Origin of the sequence: Pararhodobacter sp. SW119 (genome assembly GCF_017811755.1) — a bacterium.
Taxonomy (GTDB): domain Bacteria; phylum Pseudomonadota; class Alphaproteobacteria; order Rhodobacterales; family Rhodobacteraceae; genus Pararhodobacter.
This window is the reverse complement of record NZ_JADDJF010000005.1, coordinates 93565-112963: the sequence shown is the minus strand read 5'-3', so window position 1 is coordinate 112963 and position 19399 is coordinate 93565. Positions and strand designations below refer to the sequence as shown.

10 protein-coding genes are annotated in these 19399 nt (G+C 67.8%); 5 read left to right on the top strand and 5 right to left on the bottom strand.

The window, feature by feature from the left end; genetic code table 11:
• Window positions 1–111: 111 nt before the first annotated feature.
• On the top strand, window positions 112–2841 hold the full coding sequence (locus IM708_RS05240; protein ID WP_209425272.1) for a PAS domain S-box protein: 2730 nt from the start codon (window positions 112–114) through the stop codon (window positions 2839–2841).
• 120 nt (window positions 2842–2961) lie between these two features.
• On the opposite strand, the gene ahcY is transcribed toward IM708_RS05240, so the two are convergent.
• Complete coding sequence (gene ahcY / locus IM708_RS05235) at window positions 2962–4353, bottom strand: adenosylhomocysteinase (RefSeq protein WP_209425271.1); 1392 nt, start codon at window positions 4351–4353, stop codon at window positions 2962–2964.
• A 184-nt stretch (window positions 4354–4537) separates the two neighbouring features.
• Window positions 4538–5743, bottom strand: coding sequence for an MFS transporter (locus IM708_RS05230; protein WP_209425270.1), 1206 nt, complete (start codon window positions 5741–5743; stop codon window positions 4538–4540).
• A 149-nt stretch (window positions 5744–5892) separates the two neighbouring features.
• Between IM708_RS05230 and IM708_RS05225 the strand changes: the two genes are divergently transcribed.
• The gene (locus IM708_RS05225; protein WP_209425269.1) at window positions 5893–7746 is read left to right on the top strand and encodes an autotransporter assembly complex family protein; all 1854 of its coding nucleotides are present in this window, start codon (window positions 5893–5895) and stop codon (window positions 7744–7746) included.
• A complete protein-coding gene (locus IM708_RS05220; protein WP_209425268.1) occupies window positions 7746–11639 on the top strand; it encodes a translocation/assembly module TamB domain-containing protein in 3894 nt (1297 codons plus the stop codon). The genes IM708_RS05225 and IM708_RS05220 overlap by 1 nt, the downstream gene beginning before the upstream one ends.
• A gap of 446 nt (window positions 11640–12085) precedes the next feature.
• Here the strand turns inward: IM708_RS05220 and IM708_RS05215 are convergent, their stop codons facing one another.
• Both IM708_RS05215 and IM708_RS05210 read right to left on the bottom strand, forming a co-directional pair.
• Entirely contained in the window at window positions 12086–13351 is a 1266-nt protein-coding gene (locus IM708_RS05215) for a lytic murein transglycosylase (protein ID WP_209425267.1), read from the bottom strand.
• An 88-nt stretch (window positions 13352–13439) separates the two neighbouring features.
• Entirely contained in the window at window positions 13440–14528 is a 1089-nt protein-coding gene (locus tag IM708_RS05210; RefSeq protein WP_245243009.1) for an ABC transporter ATP-binding protein, read from the bottom strand.
• Between the two features lie 164 nt (window positions 14529–14692).
• Here IM708_RS05210 and deoC point away from each other — a divergent pair, with 164 nt between their 5' ends.
• Together deoC and IM708_RS05200 are read left to right on the top strand one after the other, a co-directional pair.
• Window positions 14693–15643 (top strand): deoxyribose-phosphate aldolase, encoded by a 951-nt coding sequence (gene deoC, locus IM708_RS05205; protein WP_209425266.1) that lies wholly within the window; start codon window positions 14693–14695, stop codon window positions 15641–15643.
• Window positions 15644–15650: 7 nt separating this feature from the next.
• A complete protein-coding gene (locus IM708_RS05200) occupies window positions 15651–17951 on the top strand; it encodes an aldehyde dehydrogenase family protein (RefSeq protein WP_209425265.1) in 2301 nt (766 codons plus the stop codon).
• Window positions 17952–18255: 304 nt separating this feature from the next.
• On the opposite strand, the gene IM708_RS05195 is transcribed toward IM708_RS05200, so the two are convergent.
• Entirely contained in the window at window positions 18256–19395 is a 1140-nt protein-coding gene (locus IM708_RS05195; protein WP_209425264.1) for a M20/M25/M40 family metallo-hydrolase, read from the bottom strand.
• Between the last annotated feature and the right edge of the window lie 4 nt (window positions 19396–19399).

Sequence of the window (19399 nt, the reverse complement as noted above, 5' to 3'; positions counted from 1 at the left end):
CTGCGCTTGCCGCCTTTAACCCTTGCTTAGGCCCGCTGTCCGATCCTGCAACCCTGCGGTCAGGGAAGGGGAACGCCTTCGCGCGTGACCCGCGGTTCAGGATCGAGTGACATGCCCGCGACGATGCCACTGAGCGACGACTTCGATGCCGCGGCACGCTTTGAGGCCGTCGCCGAGAACATGGGGACAACCGTCATCACGACCGATGCGGCGCGTCGGATCCAGTGGGTCAACCTCGCCTTCACGCGCCTGACGGGCTACACGCTGGACGAGGTGCGCGGCCAGCATCCGGGCCGGCTGTTCCACTTCGAGCGCACCGATCGTGCCACCCTGCGCCGGATCGCCGCGGCGCTGGCCGCCGAGCGCCCCGTCCGCGCCCAGATCGAGAACCGCAATAGATGGGGCGAAACCTACTGGGTCGATCTGGACATCCAGCCCCTGCATGACCCGCGCGGCAAGCTGCAGGGTTTCGTGGCGGTGCAGGTCGACATCTCCGAGATGATCGAGGCGCGGGCGCGGCGCGATGACGTGATCGCGGGCGCGCGGATCGGCACCTGGGAATGGGACGTGACCAGCGGCCTCAACCGGATCAACGACATTTGGGCGGGCATGATCGGATACACCGCGGCCGAACTGGAACCGGTGACGATCGACGTCTGGCGCAACCTCATCCATCCGCAGGACTTTCCGCGCGTCACCGCCGCGCTGGACACGGTTCTGCGCGGCGAAGCCGAGCAATTCGAATACGAATTCCGCTTCCGCCATCGGGATGGTCACTGGGTGCATGTCCTGTCGACCGGCAGGGTCCTCGACCGTGACGAATCCGGCCAGCCGATGCGCATGGCCGGGGTGCATGTCGACGTCTCAGCCCGGCGGAACCTGGAACACGCGCTGGCGGCCGAAACCGAGCTGCTGCACACGCTGACCGAAACCAGCGTCTCGGGCATCATCGCCGTCGACACGGAGGCGCGGATCGTCTTCGCCAATTGCGAGGCGGCGCGCATCCTGGGACTGCGGGACGGCTCGCTGATCGGGCGCTATCTGCATGACGAATGCTGGCAGATCGCGGGGCTGGACGGCGGGCCGATTGACCCGGCCGAATTGCCCTTCGAATCGATCATGGCCACGGGTGAACCGGTTTGTGACCTGCGCCACGCGCTGCGCCTGCCGGATGGTCGTTGGCGGATGCTGTCGGTCAATGCCGCCCCCTTGCCGCGCCGGCCGATGGGGGCCGCGGTCGTCTGCGCAATTACCGACATCACCGAACAGATCGAGACCGAGCGCGCGCTGAAGCAGGCAATCACCGATAGCCGCGCCACGACCGAACGCTACAGGCACATGGCCCGCCTCAGCCGATCGTGGATATGGGAGGTCGATGCCGATCTACGCTTCTCGCACCTCTCGAAAAGCTACGACCTGATCACCGGGCTGGACCCGAAGCGCGTCCTCGGGCGCCGCTTCGCCGAGCTTCGCGCCGGTTCGGAATTCGTGACGGTCGGCGACGGGTTCAAGGCTTTCGACGAGGCCATCGCTGCGCGGCAACCCCTTTCCGAGTTCGTCTACGGCATCCGCCGCCGCAACGGCAACGTCCAGTGGCTGCAGATCGACGGCGAGCCGATGTTCGACGCCGAGGGACGGTTCGCCGGCTATCGTGGTGCCGGCAGTGACATCACGCAACTCTACGAGATGCGCATGCGCGCCGAGGAGGCCAGCAAGGCCAAGTCGGATTTCTTGGCGATGATGAGCCACGAGATCCGCACGCCGCTGAACGGGATCCTCGGCATGGCCGAACTGATCCACGAAACCGCCGATAACCCGGAGTTGTGCGAAAAGATCGGGATCATCCGCGATTCAGGCGAGGCGCTTCTGGGCGTGCTGAACGACGTGCTGGACCTGTCGCGGATCGACGTAGGGCGTCTGGAATTCGATGTCGCACCTTTCGCGCCGGGCCTGATCGCGCAACGCACCTGTGCGCTGCACCATCCGCGCGCGCAGGAAAAGGGCCTGGATTGCAGGCTTGAGGTCCGTCCGCCGAATGGCCCGTTGCGGCTGGGCGATTCCAACCGCGTGGCGCAGATCGTGAACAACCTCGTCTCGAACGCGGTCAAGTTCACCGACAATGGCTCGGTGACAATGCGGATCGAGAACGCCCAGGAGGCCCCGCTGCGGCTGTCCGTTCGCGACACCGGCATCGGCATGAGCGCCGAACAGGCGGCGCGGGTCTTTCAGCCCTTCGTGCAGGCGGACAGTTCGATCGCGCGGCGCTACGGCGGGACCGGGCTGGGTCTGTCGATCGTGCGGCGCCTGGTGGATCTGATGCAGGGCACCGTCGTGATCGACAGCGCCGAGGGAGAGGGCACTCAGATCACCGTCGAACTGCCCTTGCCCATCGCCGAGGCGATTGAGGTGGACCACGACGCGGCAATGACCGATGGCGCCGCGCCGACCCCGGATCCGCTGACCGGGATGCGCGTTCTGGTGGCCGAGGACAATCGCACCAACCTGATCATCCTTCAGAAGATGCTTCAGTCGCTCGGGATCGATGCGGTCTATGCCGAAGACGGCCGCGCCGCCTGCGCCGCCTGGGCGCCGGGTCGGTTCGACGCGTTGCTTTTCGATATCAACATGCCCGACATGGACGGCCGTACCGCGCTGGCGACCCTGCAGGCGCGCGCCCTGGCCGAGGGCGTGTTGCTGCCGCCCGCCGCGGCCATCACCGCCGCCGCCATGGCCCACGAGGTCGCCGAGCATGCCGCCTGCGGCTTCGCGCAAACCCTAACCAAGCCTTTCCGCAAGAAGGCGCTGATCGAGGTGCTCGCTGCCTTCCGCACTCCCGGCTGACGCCTGCTCCGGTCTCTCGGCGCCCGCCGATTGGCGAGGTCAACCGGGCGCGTTCCTCCGCAAGCCACTCGGGTCGGCGCGTGATCCTTCAGCCCCTGCCGAGCGGCGCATCGGACGGGGTCAATAGCGGTAATGTTCCGGCTTGAAGGGGCCTTCCGGGGTGACCCCGATATAGGCCGCCTGATCCGGTTTCAGTTCGGTCAGCTTCACGCCGATCCGTCCCAGATGCAGTCGCGCGACCTTCTCGTCAAGCGCCTTGGGCAGGATGTAGACGCCGGGCTGATACTCCTGGCCCTTGGTCCACAGTTCGATCTGCGCCAGCACCTGGTTGGTGAACGACGCCGACATCACGAAGCTGGGATGCCCGGTGGCGTTGCCCAGGTTCAGCAGCCGCCCCTCGGACAGCAGGATGATCCGGTTGCCCGAGGGCATCTCGATCATATCCACCTGGTCCTTGATGTTGGTCCACTTGTGGTTCTTCAGCGCCGCGACCTGAATCTCGTTGTCGAAATGGCCGATGTTGCCGACGATCGCCATGTCCTTCATCGCGCGCATATGGTCGACGCGGATGACATCCTTGTTGCCGGTCGCGGTAATGAAGATATCAGCGGTTTCAACGACATCTTCAAGCGTCACGACCTGATAGCCGTCCATCGCTGCCTGCAGCGCGCAGATCGGGTCGACCTCGGTCACCACGACGCGCGCGCCCGCGCCGCGCAGTGACGCGGCCGAGCCCTTGCCGACGTCGCCATAACCGCAGACCACGGCGACCTTGCCGGCCATCATCGTGTCGGTCGCACGCCGGATACCGTCGACCAGGCTTTCCTTGCAGCCGTACTTGTTGTCGAATTTCGACTTCGTCACGCTGTCGTTGACGTTGATCGCCGGGAAGGGCAGCAGCCCCTTCTTGTGCAACTCGTAGAGCCGATGCACGCCGGTCGTCGTCTCCTCGGAAACGCCGCGGATCGCGTCGCGCTGCTTGGTGAACCAGCCGGGGCTTTCCTTCAGCCGCTTGCGGATCTGGGCGAAAAGGAATTCCTCCTCCTCGCTCGTCGGCGTGGCGATCAGGTCCTCCTCGCCGGCCTCGACCCGCGCACCGATGAGGATGTAGAGCGTTGCATCCCCGCCGTCGTCGAGGATCATGTTCGCGCCACCCTCGAACTGGAAGATCTTGTCGGTATAGGCCCAGTAATCCTCCAGCGTCTCGCCCTTGACGGCAAAAACCGGCGTGCCGCCCGAAGCGATGGCGGCGGCGGCATGATCCTGGGTCGAGAAGATGTTGCACGACGCCCAGCGGACATCCGCCCCCAGCGCGCTCAGCGTCTCGATCAGCACTGCGGTCTGGATCGTCATGTGCAGGGACCCCGCGATGCGCGCGCCCTTGAGTGGCTGGCTCTCGCCGTACTCCTCGCGCAGCGCGATCAGGCCGGGCATCTCGGTCTCGGCGATGTCGATTTCCTTGCGGCCGTAATCGGTGAGTGCGATGTCCTTGACGACGAAATCCTGCACCATGGTGTGATGCTCCTTGCCTGAATGGGTCGACGGGCAGATAGCACCCGGACCCTGGGGTGACAAGGCAACGGCATTTTGCGGGTGCTGCGGAAGTAAGCGGGGGAATGCGACGGGCGAAAAAAGCTCCCTTGCGACGAGAGATGGGCGGAGAATTCGGCTCCAGGTCAGGTGTGGTGCGGTAAGCTCAGCGATTGAGCCATGGCAGGAACACGGTCAGCAGTCCCAGGACAGGCAGATAGGCGCAAACCTGGTAGACGAACTCGATACCGCGCGCGTCGGCCAGCACGCCCAGTGCGGCTGCCGCGATCCCGCCGATCCCGAAGGCGAATCCAAAGAACAGCCCGGCGATCAGGCCGACGCGGCCGGGGACCAGTTCCTGAGCGAAAACCACGATTGCCGGAAAGGCTGAGGCGAGCACGAAGCCGATCACGACAGTCAGCACGCCCGTCCACAGAAGCGACACATGTGGCAGCAGGAGCGTGAAGGGCAGCACGCCCAGGATCGAGAACCAGATCACGCCGCGCGTTCCGAAACGGTCGCCAAGAATGCCGCCCAGCATCACGCCGAGCGCCGCGGCGGCGAGAAAAAGAAAAAGCATCAGTTGCGCGGCCTGCGTCGAAAGGTCGAACCGCTCGATCAGGAAGAAGATGTAATAGCTGGAGATGCTTGCGGTGTAGATGTTCTTGGAAAAGACGAGAAAGGCGAGCACCGTTATCGCCAGCAGAACCTTGCCCCGCGGAAGCCGCGCAGTGCTTGCCGGCGCGGGTCGGCTTGCGGCCGTCCGACGGTGCCCCTCGTGCCAGCGACCCACGGCGGCGAGGATCGTCATGCCGGCCAAGGCCAGCACGGCGAAGCCGCCCACCGCCACGCGGCCGAGCGGGACGACGATGAACGCCGCCAGAAGCGGTCCCAGTGCATGGCCGACGTTGCCGCCGACCTGAAAGAGCGATTGCGCCGTTCCGAATTTCCCCCCCGCTGCGGCGCGGGCCACGCGGCTTGCCTCGGGGTGGAAAACGGCCGAGCCGATGCCGATGAGTGCCGCCCCCGACAGCAACCAGCCATAGGCGTTCCCGAAGGCCAGGAAGAGCAACCCAAGGAGAGTCGACGCCATTCCCAAGGCCAGCGAAAGCGGCACCGGGCGGCGGTCGGTGGCCAGACCAATCAGCGGTTGCAGAACCGACGCGGTCCCCATGAAGGCAAATGTGAGGAGCCCGATCTGCGCAAAGCTCAGCGCGAACTCGGCCTGCAGAAGCGGATAGATCGCTGCGAGCACCGATTGCATCACGTCGTTGATCATGTGGCAGAGGCTGATCGCCACGATGACCAGATAGTGCGTACGCAACCCCTCGACGGAGGGGGCGGCGGAGAACGACGTTTGGCTGGTGGACATGAAGCGGCACTGCATGACTGCGGACGCGGCAGCCAAGTCCTCGCGCACGGAAATGTCAAGTCGGACCGACCCCGTTTTCGATGTGCTTGAGCATTGCGACTGGTGTCCTATGATGGGAAGGTATGGGGATGTGTGATGGGGTAGGGCACGTGGCAGAAAGCTATCGCAACCGGCAAAGGCGCACCGCGCGCGGGGCGCTGCGCTCCGGTGCGGTGGCCGCGGTGCTGGTCGTGGGATTGACCACTTTCCCGTTCCAGCCACTGGGGGCGTTCGACACGCTCGAGTTTCGCGCGCCGGGCGCGCCGGCGGATCTGCGCGAAACGCTTGAACGGAATTCGCTGCTGGGCGGTCTGCGCGAAGAGGGACGCGTTGAGCCGCTCGACGTGATGGCTGCAGCGCGGGCAGAGTACGGTCGCCTGATCGGCCTACTCTATGAGCAGGGGTACTACGCGCCGCAGATCAGTGTCCAACTCGATGGTCGCGAGGCGGCCGGAATCCCGAGCCTTCGCCCGCCGCGCAATATCGGGCAGGTGGTAGTCACGGTTGATCCCGGTCCTCGGTTCCAATTCGGCCGGGCGGAAATCTCCCCGCTCACCCCCGAAACGACGCTGCCCGAAGGATTTGCCACCGGCGAGCCCGCCCGCAGCACCCTGATCCGTGATGCGACGCAGTTTGCGGTGGACGGCTGGCGCGCGCGCGGTCACGCGCTGGCCGAACCGTCCGCCCAGCAGGTCACGGCGGTGCATCCTGCAAGGCGGCTCGACGTTGCCGTGCAGCTGTCGCCCGGGCCGCAGCTGCGCTTCGGCGCGTTGCTGCCGCAGGGTGCCGAGCGCACGAGGCCCGAGCGTGTGCGCGCGATCGCCGGACTGCCCGTGGGCGAGATACATGATCCTGAAGCGATAGCTCGCGCCGAAGCCCGCCTGCGCCGGACAGGCACGTTCAATTCGGTCGCCTTGCGGACGGCGGATGCGGCCAATCCGGACGGCACGATCGATATCGACGCGCTGCTGGAGGAGGCGCCGCTGCGGCGGCTGGGCGTTGGTGCGGAGCTCGACACCGAGGCGGGGGTGAGGCTGACCGGCTTCTGGCTGCATCGCAACCTGCTGCGCGGCGCCGAACGCTTGCGCCTTGAGGCGGCGATCGAGGGGATCGGGGCGCGGTCGCGCGGGATCGGCTTCACCGTCGATGGCCGCTTCACGCGTCCGGCGACCTTCACCCCCGATACCGATCTGGAACTGGGGGCGCGTGCATCGACACTGGACGAACGCGACTATGAGGCCGAGGCGGTTCAGGCCGAGCTGCGACTCGTGCATCGTTTTTCCGACCAACTGACCGGCAACGCCGGGGTTATTCTACGTTACGAGCGTGCGCGCTTCGGCACGCCGCGGGTTACTCGGAACTTCGCCACGATGGCCTTGCCGGTCGGCTTCGAGCGCGACACGCGCGACGTCGCTCTCAATGCCACGCGCGGCACCTACCTTGCGGGTGAGATCAAACCCTACCTTGGCTTTTCCGGGGCGGACCACGGGATGCGCCTGACGGTCGACGCGCGCGCCTATACAGGGTTGGGCACCGACAGGGTCGTTCTGGCCGGTCGTGCGCAGGTCGGTGCAATCCTGGGCAGCGGGATCGACCGTACGCCACGCGATTTTCTGTTCTACTCGGGCGGTGGCGGCACCGTGCGCGGTCTGCCGTACGAATCCCTCGGGATCGACGCGGGGGCGGGCCGTTCTGGTGGTCGTGGCTTTGCCGCGATTTCGGGCGAGGTGCGGGCGCGAATGACCGACTCCATTGCGGCGGTCGCTTTCGCAGATGCCGGCTACGTCGCAGAGCGTGCCTTTGGCGGTCGGTCCGGTTGGCATGCGGGCGCAGGCGTCGGTCTGCGTTACGAGACGCCGATCGGCCCCCTGCGGCTGGATCTGGCCACGCCGATCCGACGCAGCAGCGGCGATGTCTCGAGCCGTCGCTTCCAGCTTTACCTCGGTATCGGCCAGGCTTTCTGATGCGGAAATTCGTCTATATCGCGCTGGCGCTGCTGCTGGCCGTTGCCATCTTTCAGGCACCGGTGCTGGCCCAGGATGAGGCCGACGACGATCCCGGGGTGATCGCACGGTTTCTGCAGGACACACTCTCGGAAGCCGGCCGCGACGTGCGCATCCGTGGCTTCAGCGGTGCGTTGTCGTCGCGCGCAACGATCGACGAACTGTCCATCGCAGATGACGAAGGCGTCTGGCTGGAATTGCGCGACGTGGTGCTGGACTGGAATCGCGCGGCGCTTTTTCGGCGCATCGTGTCGATCAACGAATTGGCGGCGGGCGAAATCGAGGTGCGTCGTCCGCCCGCCACACCCGAAGACGATATCGTTCTCAGCCCCGCCGCGCGGCCGGAATTTCAGCTGCCCGAGTTGCCCGTATCGATCACCATACGCAATCTTCGCGCGGATGCCGTGACCCTGGGCGCGCCGATCCTCGGGCAGGAGGCGCGGCTTCGGCTGGAAGGCGCAATGCAACTCGAAGGCGGCGAAGGCGAAGCCAGTTTTCTGGCTGAACGCATCGACGGCCAGGAAGGCGTGTTCAGGTTCGAGGGCAGCTTCGACAACGAAGCGCGCTTCCTGGCGGTCGATTTGGAGTTGTCCGAAGGGCGTGACGGAATTGCCGCGCGCGCGCTCAACATTCCCGACCGGCCGTCCGTTGACCTTCGCATCTTGGGCGACGGACCGCTGAGCAGCTTCAGTGCCGATATCCATCTTGGCACGGATGGCGTGGAGCGCGTCAGCGGAACCATCCTTCTGGATGACGAATCGCCTTTCAACGGCGAGGAAACGGCGCAACATTTCGAGCTGGACGTTGCCGGGGATCTTCGGCCGCTGCTCGACCCGTCGTTGCACCCGCTGTTCGGCACCGACAGCCGCCTCCGCACGCGCGGCAGTCGCGCCGAGGACGGCTCGGTGAACCTGTACGAACTTACCTTCAATACCCGGACGGTCCGTTTGGCTGGACGCGCTGATTTCGCTTCCGACGGGCTGCCGCGGGTCATTCAACTCATCGCCGACGTGGCGCGCCCGGATGGAGAGCCCGTGGTTCTGCCGGGCAGCGGCGGCGCTGCGCGCCTGGGCGAGGTCACGCTCAACATCGACTATGACGCCGAGGTATCCGCCGACTGGTTCATCGAGGCCGCGATCGACGAGTTGCTTCTGCCAGACCTGTCGATCGCGGACATGGACCTGCGCGCCCGTGGGCAGTTGGCCCCGCCAGCCAGTGCTGGCGAGGCGCCGCCGCCGTTCTTCGATGGCGTCTTCGATTTCTCCGCCCGCGGCATTTCGGCGGCCGACCCCGGCTTGCAGCAAGCCATCGGCGAGGCCGTCACCGGCTTCATGAGCTTGCGCCTGCCGGGCGCCGGCGAACCCATAGAAATCGGTGGCCTGGTGATCGAGGGCGAAACCGTCTCGCTGAGCGCGCGCGGCGAACTCGACGGAACGGAGTTCGATGGCTTTATGGAGGCCGAAGCGCCGTCGCTAGACGCTTTTTCGGAGCTGGCCGGGCGCAGTCTGGGCGGAGCCGCCCTGATCACCGGCGAGGGGCGGATCGATTTCCTGACCACTGCGCTCGACATGGAATTCGGTCTGACGGCGACGGATCTTTCGATCGACCAGCCCGAAGCAGATCGCTTTCTGGCCGGCGAGTCGACCATGAGCGTTTCCGTGCACCGGGACGAAGAAGGTACCGTCCTTCGCGATTTCACGCTCAATGCCGGGACACTGAGCGTGGAGGCCAGGGGACAGCACCGGCCCGAGGCGATCTATGTCCAGACCGAGATAGATATCGGCGATCTGGCACGGCTTGGTCCAGGGTATGGCGGCAGCGCCCGGCTGGAAGCGCGCTTCGACAGTGATGGCGAGGAAGACCGGCGCGTCACCTTCGACGGCGGAACCCGTGACATCCGCCTCGGCGAGTTGCCCGGGGCCGATGAGGTGGGCGCGTTGCTGCGCGGCGCAACCGAGCTATCGGGCGCCCTGCGGCTGGAAGAGAACGCGGTGACGATCGAACGACTGACTGTCGAGGGGGAGCAACTGGGACTTGACGCCCGCGGCCGCTGGTCCGAAACGACGCCCGATATCCAGTTGCGGCTCGATCGGCTGGACCTGGACGGGTTGCGGCCCGGCATGGGTGGGCGACTGGAAGGCGAGGCGCGCTATTTCTACCGGCAACTCGAGGGGCGGGTTCTGAGCGTGCAATTGGCCAGTGACGGAGGCCTCCGTATCGGTCAGCAGCCGATCGACGGAATGCTGGCCAGCGGGGTTCGATTGACCGCACGGGTCCTGCAACCTGACGCGGGTGGACTGGTGATCGAAGCCGCGCAACTCGACGCGCAAGGACTGCGGATCGCGGCCGAAGGACAGCAAACGCCTGCGGGCGACGCACGGTTCGAACTGACCGGGACACTGGACAACCTCGGCCGGTTGGTCGCCGGCTTCGACGGGCCGGGCCGCCTTTCGGGGACGTTGAGCAAGGCGGCAGACAGCAGCGTCTACGATATCAATTTCGCCCTGAGCGGACCCTCGGGGCTGGATTTGCGCGCTTCGGGCAGCGTCAGCGAAAGCCTCGATCTGGACCTGCGTCTGTCGGGCAATGTCAATGCCGCGATCGCCAATCCCTTCATCGAACCCAATTCGATCCAGGGTCAGATCCGGCTGGATGCGACCGTCCAGGGACCACCCGCGCCGAGTTCGGTCCGGGGCACCGCGAACCTGAGCGGTGGCCGTTTCGTTGCACCGGGACCGGGCGTTGCCATCGGTGCGATCGAGGCGCGTGCGCAGATCGCCGGCAACCAACTGCAGCTTTCGGCAACCGGCAGCCCGGATCGGGGCGGGCGGGTCGCGATCAGCGGTTCGGTAGGGCTGGATGCGCGGCGGAATGCCGACTTGCAGGTCACGCTGGACCAGCTGGTCGTCGCGCAGGCGCAACTCTTTGAAGCCGAAGTATCGGGCCAGGTGAGCGTTAGCGGGCCCATCGCACAGGGTGCGCTGGTCTCGGGCACGGTCTTCGTGAACGAGGCTGAAATCCGCATTCCGAACTCCCCCCTGGCGCGTGCAGGCTTCGTTCCGGACGGCCTGCGTCACGTTGGCGACAGCGCGGCGGCGCGGCGGACCCGTGCGAACGCAGGGATCGCGCGCGGCGAGACGAATGGCCGCCGTCCAAACCCGCTGCGTCTGGACCTTACCCTGGATGCGCCGGGTCGTGTCTTCATTCGGGGCCGTGGCCTGGATGCCGAGCTCGGCGGTCGGCTGAGGTTGACCGGTACCACCCGCGACGTGATTCCGTCGGGCAGTTTCAGCCTGATCAGGGGCCGGCTCGACCTGCTCGGAAACCGCTTTCTTCTGACCGAGGGATCGGCCAGTCTGGTAGGAAGTTTCGTGCCTTATCTGAGGCTTGTCGCGACGACCGACAGCGATGGCGTGTCGACGAGCATCGTGCTGGAGGGAGAGGCGACCTCACCGGATATCCGCTTCACCTCGGTGCCCGAATTGCCGGAGGACGAGGTGCTTGCGCGGTTGGTGTTCCGGCGGTCGCTGGCGTCGCTGTCGCCGTTTCAGGCGGCGCAACTGGCGATGTCGGTGGCGACGCTGACGGGGCGTTCGGATGGTGGGGTGCTCAGCCGGACGCGCCAGGCACTGGGGCTGGACGATCTGGATTTTACCACCGACGCAGAAGGCACGACCGCGGTGCGGGCCGGGCGCTATATCACTGAAAACATTTACACCGATCTTTCCGTCGACAGCGCCGGGCGCAGCGAGGTCTCGATCAACCTGGACCTTACCCCGTCCATCACGGTGCGCGCGCGCACCGATTCCGAGGGGCGGTCGGCGGTGGGCGTCTTCTTCGAACGCGACTACTGAATCGGGCCTTGTGGGCGCGTTGGCAGGGTGCTGGCGGGCGTATGGCAAGGGGCTGGCAAGCGTATGGCAAACGTATGGCAGTTCCGAACGGTGCAGCAGGGAATTGGCAAGGTCTGCGCGCGCGGGTCTCGGCTGTCACCGGGACGGAAGCAAGGGGGGGCGCCGCCCCCCTCTTGGCTGCGTCAATTCACCCCCCGGGATATTTCTGGACAGAAAATGCCGGAGGGGGTGGGGGTTACTGGCCCTTGCCGACGGGGCCACTTTTCGCCGCGCGCGAAGCGCGCGGCGCCTGGCCCAACGCGAGGAAGGTTCGTGCGCGGAACGCGCACAGCCTGACGAGGGGCGGGAGAACCTCCGGGGCCGTGTCGGCCCGGAAGGGGCGCCTGCGGCGGAGCGATCGCGTAAGGCGTGTCCTGTCGCTGGCGGGACTTCGTGCCCACCGGGCGTCAGCGACGCAGCCGTTGTAGCAGCGCGAGCGAGACATAGCCGTCGGGCGCCACGCCGTTTGCCGCCTGCCAGGACCGGACCGCCGCCAGCGAGCCCGAGCCGATGCGGCCGTCGATCTCGCCCTGGTAGTGCCCCGTGCGCGCGAGAAGGCGTTGCAGCTCTTCGCGCTCGCTGGCGTTCAGCGGGCGGTCGTCGCGCGGCCAGGCGGCGACGAAGGGGCCGGCGCCGCGCAGCCGGTCGGCCAGGTGCGCGATGGCGATCGCATAGGCGTCGGCGTTGTTGTAGCGCTTGATCACCTGGAAGTTGCGGAAGGTCAGGAAGGCCGGGCCGTTGGCGCCGGCCGGGAACATCAGCGTCGCCTCGCCCACGCCGGGCAGCCGGCCGCCGCGCTGCGACTGCACGCCCATCGCCGCCCAGTCCTGCACCGGGCGCGCGCTGCCCGCCAGACGCGGGTTGAAGCCCGAGGGCAGGCGGACCTCGACCAGGGCGGGCTGGCCTTGCTGCCAGCCGAAGCGCGACAGATACGCCGCCGCCGAGGCCAGCGCGTCGGTCGGGTCGTCCGACCAGATGTCGCGCCGCCCGTCGCCGGTGAAATCGACCGCATAGTCCAGGTAGCTGGTCGGGATGAACTGGGTGTGCCCCATCGCGCCGGCCCAGCTGCCGACCATCCGCTCGGGCGTGGTGTCGCCGGCCTGCAGGATCTGCAGCGCGGCGATCAGTTGCTGTTCGAAGAAGGCGCGCCGGCGCCCCTCGTAGGCCAGCGTCGCCAGCGATTCGATGATCGGTGTGTTGCCGCGCAACGACCCGTAGGAGCTTTCCAGCCCCCAGATCGCTGCCACCACTTCTTTCTCGACGCCGTAGCGGGCCTCGATCGCGGCCAGCGTGCGGCCGTGGTCGCGCAGCGCGCGGCGGCCGTTGTCGATCCGCGTGTCCGAGACGGCGGTGTCCAGATAGCCCCAGATCGGCCGGGTAAACTCGGGCTGGTGGCGGTCGCGGCGGATTGAATCGGCGTTGTAGCCGACGCCGGCGAAAGCCCGGTCGAAGGTGCGCACGCTCACGCCCTGCGACAGCGCGCGGCCGCGAAATCCCGTGATCCACTGGTCGTAGGTCGCCGTGCGCGGTGCGGTGGCGGCCAGCCGCGTCACCTCGGCCGCCGGGGGGCGGGCTTGCGGGCGGGGGGACCGTTCCAGAAAGGCGCTGGCGCCGCCGCACCCGGCGAGCGAGACCAGCAATGCCGTGAATATGCCTGCGCGGAGATGAACCATCGTCGCGTGTTCCTGCTGCTCGTGTTTGTTTTGTGGTCTTTTGCGCGGAGCATAGCGCAGGCCGGGGCCTGCGCAAAGGGCTCAGCCGTCAGTTGAGCGGAACCACGCAATCACAAATGCGCAGGCGCACGCGGGTGCCGATATCGTGCTGCGCGCCGGGGCCCGAGATGACGATCATGCAGCGCTCGCCCTCCTGCACCCAGTAGATCTGATCGTGGCCGCGGAATTCGCGCCCGGTGACGACGGCGGGGCCGGCGGCGTCGGGTTCCAGCAGGATCTGTTCGGGTCGCACCGCCAGGTTGACCGCGCCATTGGCCGCGCGCGACAGGGGCAGGTTGCCGAAGGCGGTTTGCGCCTGCATGCCGCTAGCGTTGCCGCGCAGGATGTTCGACCGGCCGATGAAGTTAGCGACGAATTCGGTGGCGGGATTTCGGTAGATCTCGTCAGGGGTGGCGATCTGGACGACGCGGCCCTTGTCCATTACCGCGATCCGGTCGGCGACGGCCAGCGCCTCCTCCTGGTCGTGGGTGACGAGGATCCCGGCCGCCCCTGTCGATTTCAGCATCTTGCGCACTTCCTGCCGGGTTTCCACCCGCATCTTGGCGTCCAGGTTGGAAAAGGGCTCGTCCAGCAGGATCAGGCGGGGGGCGACGGCCAGCGCGCGGGCCAGCGCCACGCGCTGCTGCTGGCCGCCCGACAGCTGGTGCGGGCGCCGGCGCGTCAACTCTTCCAGCCCGACGAAGGCCAGCATCTCCTGCGCGCGCGCTTCGGCCCGGGCGCGGGGCAGGCGGTGCAGGCCGAAACGCACGTTTTCCAGCACCGTCAGATGCGGAAAGAGCGCGTAGTCCTGAAAGACGAAGCCGATTTCGCGGGCCTCGGGCGGCAGGTCGGTGATGTCCTGCCCGGCAAAGACGATGCGGCCTTCGTCGGGCGCCTCGAACCCGCCGATCATGCGCAGCGTCGTGGTCTTGCCGCAGCCGGAGGGGCCGAGAAGCGCCATCACCTCGCCCTCGCCCAGGCTGAGGCTGACGCGTTCGACCGCCGCGGTCTGCGCGTGGGCAAAGGTCTTGCGCAGGCGGTCGACCTCGAGCAAGGGTTTGGCGGGTTTCTGCCGGTAGCCCAGCGGCGAGGCCTCGGCCGGCATCTTGAAGGACAGGATCTTTGGCCGTTCGTTCATCTGACCCCTTGGCCCCGCTGGCGGGAGCGACGGCGCGCCGCAGGGGCAGGGTTACATTGCCTGAGCGGATTTATCAAGTTTGCCCGCGGGGCTGCGACAACGCGCACTTGCCCTGTTCCGCGCGCCGACCTAGGCTGGCGCGTCAACAGCCCCGGACCCTCAGGATGACGCCCGACCGCAACCCGACGATGCCGCTTGCCACCGACTGGTTCGAGCCCGTGCGCGTCAACCGCCCCGCGGCCGAGCGGCGGGCCGCGACGCTGGTCGCGCGGCGCGGTCCGAAGAAGGTGCATCAGGCGGCGTTCCTGCTCAACGCGATCCGCTGCATGGACCTGACGACGCTGGCGGGCGACGACACGCCGGACCTCGTGGCGCGGCTTTGCGCCAAGGCGCGCCGGCCACTGGGTGAGGATATCGTGGCGGGCCTGGGGCTGACGGCGATGCCACGGGTGGGGGCGGTCTGCGTTTACCCGACGATGGTGGCGCCGGCGGTGCGGGCGCTGTCGAATTCCGGCATCCCCGTCGCCTCGGTCGCCACGGGGTTTCCGGCGGGGCTGATGCCGCGCGACCTGAGACTGGCCGAGATCCGCTACGCGGTGGACCAAGGCGCGGCCGAGATCGACATCGTGATCACCCGCGCGCATGTCTTCCGCGCCGACTGGGCGCTGCTGCACGACGAGATCGCGGCGATGCGCGAGGCCTGTGGTGCTGCGCATATGAAGGCCATCCTGGGCACCGGCGATCTGGTGACGCTGAAGAATGTCTACGACGCCTCGGTGGTCGCCATGCAGGCGGGCGCGGATTTCATCAAGACCTCGACCGGGAAGGAGGCGGTGAACGCGACGCTGCCCGTCAGCCTCGTGATGCTGCGCGCGATCCGCGACTTTGGTGCGCGCACCGGCCAGCGGGTCGGCTTCAAGCCGGCAGGCGGGATGAAGAGTGCCAAGGACGCCATCGCCTGGCAGATCCTGATGCGCGAGGAACTGGGGCGCGACTGGCTGGAGCCCGAGGTGTTCCGCCTCGGTGCCTCGTCCATGCTGGGCGATATCGAGCGCCAGCTGGAGCATCACGTCACCGGCCGCTATTCGGCGACCCACCGCCACGCGCTGGCCTGAGATGCCCATGCCCAACCTCACCGAGGCCCTTGCCACCATGGAATACGGCCCTTCGCCCGAAAGCCCCGGTCCGGCGCTGGACTGGCTGAAACGCGCGCCCTTCGGGCATTTCATCGGGGGCAAGTTCACCCGGCCGGCGGACCTGTTCGACGCGATCAACCCTGCCGCCGGCGCGGTGCTGGCCCAGGTCAGCCAAGGCAGCGTCAAGGACGTGAATCGCGCGGTCACCGCCGCGCGCAAGGCGGCGAAGGGTTGGGCGAAGACGCCGGGGGCAGACCGGGCGCGCGCGCTCTATGCGCTGGCGCGGCGGATGCAGAAGCACGCGCGGCTTTTCGCGGTGCTGGAGACCCTGAACAACGGCAAGCCAATCCGTGAAAGCCGCGACATCGACGTGCCGCTGGCGATCCGGCACTTCTATCACCACGCCGGCTGGGCCGCCTTGGTCGAGGACGAATTCCCCGGCCTGCACCCGCACGGCGTCTGCGGGCAGATCATCCCCTGGAACTTTCCGCTGCTGATGCTGGCGTGGAAGGTCGCGCCGGCTCTGGCAGCGGGCAACACCGTGGTGCTGAAGCCGGCCGAATACACGCCACTGACCGCGTTGCTCTTTGCGGACATCTGCGCGCAGGTCCTGCCGCCGGGGGTGGTCAACATCGTCACCGGCGATGGGGCGACAGGCGCGGCGCTGGTCGATCACGGGGATGTCGACAAGATCGCCTTCACCGGCTCGACCGAGGTCGGGCGCGCGATCCGGGGGGCGACGGCCGGCAGCGGCAAGGCGCTGACGCTGGAACTGGGCGGCAAGTCGCCCTTCATCGTCATGGCCGACGCAGACCTCGAGGCCGCGGTCGAAGGCGTGGTCGATGCGATCTGGTTCAACCAGGGCGAGGTCTGCTGCGCGGGGTCGCGCGTTCTGGTGCAGGCGGCGGTAGCCGAGCGGTTCATCGCCCGCCTGAAGGACCGGATGGCGCGCCTGCGGCTGGGCGATCCGATGGACAAGGGCGTGGATATCGGCGCGCTGGTGCATCCGGTGCAGGCGGCGCGGGTCGGGTCGATCCTGGACCAGGCGGTGGAGCAGGGGGCCGAGTTGCATCTGGCCGGGACGGCGGTGGGCAACTTCTGTCCGCCCGGCCTGCTGACCGGGCTGGGCACGTCGAACATAGGCTGGAGCGACGAGATCTTCGGCCCCGTCGCAGCCGTCATGTCCTTCCGCACACCGGCCGAGGCGGTGGAACTGGCCAATGCGACGCGCTACGGCCTCGCTGCGTCGATCTGGAGCGAGAGCGCGACGGTGGCGATGGACCTGGCGGCGCAGGTGAAGGCGGGGGTGGTCTGGATCAACGGCACCAACCTTTTCGACGCAAACGCGCCCTTTGGCGGCATGCGCGAGTCGGGTTTCGGGCGCGAAGGCGGGCGCGCCGGGATGTTGGCCTATCTGGCCGCGCCGGCACCCTCGGGCAAGGAGCGCAAGGCGCTGGCCGCGCCCGCCCCGTTGCCGGGCGACGAGGGCGCGGGCGGGATCGACCGCACGCGAAAACTCTATGTCGGCGGGAAGCAGGCGCGGCCGGATGGCGGCTACAGCTTTGCCGCGCCGGGCGGGGCTGCGCCCCTGGGCAACCGGAAGGATATCCGCAACGCTGTGGAGGCCGCGGCGAAGGCCGGGGGCTGGACCGGCCTGTCCGGCCACGCGCGGGCGCAGGTCCTCTGGTTCTTGGCCGAGAACCTGACGGCGCGGGCCAGAGACTTCGCCGCGCTGGTGGGCGAGAAGGAGGTCGCGGCCGCAATCGACCGCGCGCTTTACTGGGCGGGCTGGACTGACAAGCTGGAGGGGCGCGCGGCCGACACGGTTTCTGGGCACCTGACGCTTGCGCTGAACGAGCCCTTCGGCGTGATGGGGGTGATCTGCCCCGACGAGGCGCCGCTTCTGGGGTTCCTCTCGACCGTGCTGCCGGCCATCGCCTTCGGCAACCGGGTGGTGGCGGTGCCGTCGCAATCGGCGCCGAACGCGGCGCTGGAGATGGTGCAGGTGCTGGAAACCTCGGATGTGCCGGCGGGCGTGGTGAACATCGTGACCGGCGCGCAGGCGGAGCTGGCGGCGGTGCTGGCGGCGCATGACGATGCGGCGGCACTTTGGGTCTTCGCCGATCCGGCGACCTGCGCCGCGGCCGAGCGGGCGGCGGCTGGCAACCTCAAGCCGGTCTGGGCAGAGGTGCGGGCGCGAGACTGGGCCGGCGCCGAGGGGCGGGCAGGTGCGTTCCGTGCGAACGCGGTGCAGGTCAAGACCGTCTGGCTTCCCTACGGGGCATGATGCGGTTGCGAGGGCGAAGCGGGGCGCTGCCCCCCTCCTGGCTGCGCCAATTCACCCCCCGGGATATTTTCGGAAAGATGAAGCAGGAGGGGGCGGGACCCGCCACTGGCGACAGGGCCTCTTTTCGCCGCGCGCGAAGCGCGCGGCGCCCGGCCCAACGCGAGGAAGGTTGCACGCGCAGCGTGCAGCCTGACGAGGGGCGGGAGAACTTCCGGAGCCTGTGCGACCGGGCGCCATCCGGGCCGGGGGCGCCCCTCGGTCGCGCCGCGTCCGAGTCGCCGTTGCTGAGGGTCCGGGCGGTGGGTCAGTCGAGTTCGGCCAGCAGGCCGGCAAAGACGCGGGCGCGGGCGACCAGGCTCGGGACGTCGATATGTTCGTTGAGGGTGTGGATGCCGTCGCCCTCGACCCCCAGGCCGTCGATCGTGGGCACGCCCATCGCGCCGGTGAAGTTGCCGTCCGACCCGCCACCCTGGCTCTTGTGCGAGAAATCGAGGCCCACCGCCTTGTGCAGCGCCTCGAGCCGCGCAACCAGCGCCAGCGTCGCCTCCGAGGGTTCCCAGACCGGGCGGGTCAGGCCGCGGGTGACCTCGAATCCCGCCTGCGCGTCGGTCAGGGCCAGCATCGCCGCGACACCCTGATCGAGGTCTTCCTGCCGTTTCGACATGCTCAGGGCCTCGGCGCGGGCCTCGGACGAGACGCAGTTGACCCATTGCCCGGCATGCAGCACGCCCACCGAGAAGGTGCACGAATCCGAGGTCATCTCCTCGATCTGCAGGATGCGCTTGCACATCTCGCGGATGGCCGACCGGCCCTCGGACAGGCGCGCGCCGGCATGGCTCGGCTTGCCGGTGGTGCGCAGGTTGTAGCGGGCGATGGCGTAGCGGCCCGAGGTGACGCCGCCGCCCCGCAGGCCCGGCTCGGGTACCAGCACGTATTTCGCGCGCGCGGCCTCGGCCTCGATCAGCGCGCGGCTGGTTGGGCTGCCGATCTCCTCGTCGGGGGTGAAGAGGATGCGCACCGGCAGCGGCGTCTCGATACTGGCACGGGCCAGTTGCCGCAACGCCTCCAGCGCCAGAAAGTTGCCGCCCTTCATGTCGCAGATGCCGGGCCCCCAGCACTTGTCGCCCTCGCGCCGGAAGGGGTTGACGGCCAGCGTGCCGACCGGGTGCACGGTGTCGAAATGGCCCATGATGGTGATGCCGGGTTCACCCGCGCGCGGATGCGGCAACTCGGCGCGGATCATGCCGCCCATCGTCACGCCCGAAGGCTCGCGCGCGCCGGGGATACGTTCGATCCGCGCGCCCATCGCGGCGAGGTCGCGCGCGGCGAGGTCCAGCATCCGGTTCACGGCATCGGCGTCCCAGGTGGGGCTTTCGCATTCGATCCAGGGGCGCAGACCCGCCAGCATTTCATCGGCGTCGAAGGGCAGGTCGATCGGTTTCATGCGG

Excerpts from the sequence above, each read along its gene's own strand:
- IM708_RS05240 (WP_209425272.1), top strand. The coding sequence starts at position 112 with ATGCCCGCGACGATGCCACTGAGCGACGACTTCGATGCCGCGGCACGC.
- ahcY (WP_209425271.1), bottom strand. The coding sequence starts at position 4,353 with ATGGTGCAGGATTTCGTCGTCAAGGACATCGCACTCACCGATTACGGC.
- IM708_RS05230 (WP_209425270.1), bottom strand. The coding sequence starts at position 5,743 with ATGTCCACCAGCCAAACGTCGTTCTCCGCCGCCCCCTCCGTCGAGGGG.
- IM708_RS05220 (WP_209425268.1), top strand. The coding sequence starts at position 7,746 with ATGCGGAAATTCGTCTATATCGCGCTGGCGCTGCTGCTGGCCGTTGCC.
- IM708_RS05215 (WP_209425267.1), bottom strand. The coding sequence starts at position 13,351 with ATGGTTCATCTCCGCGCAGGCATATTCACGGCATTGCTGGTCTCGCTC.
- IM708_RS05210 (WP_245243009.1), bottom strand. The coding sequence starts at position 14,528 with ATGAACGAACGGCCAAAGATCCTGTCCTTCAAGATGCCGGCCGAGGCC.
- deoC (WP_209425266.1), top strand. The coding sequence starts at position 14,693 with ATGACGCCCGACCGCAACCCGACGATGCCGCTTGCCACCGACTGGTTC.
- IM708_RS05200 (WP_209425265.1), top strand. The coding sequence starts at position 15,651 with ATGCCCAACCTCACCGAGGCCCTTGCCACCATGGAATACGGCCCTTCG.
- IM708_RS05195 (WP_209425264.1), bottom strand. The coding sequence starts at position 19,395 with ATGAAACCGATCGACCTGCCCTTCGACGCCGATGAAATGCTGGCGGGT.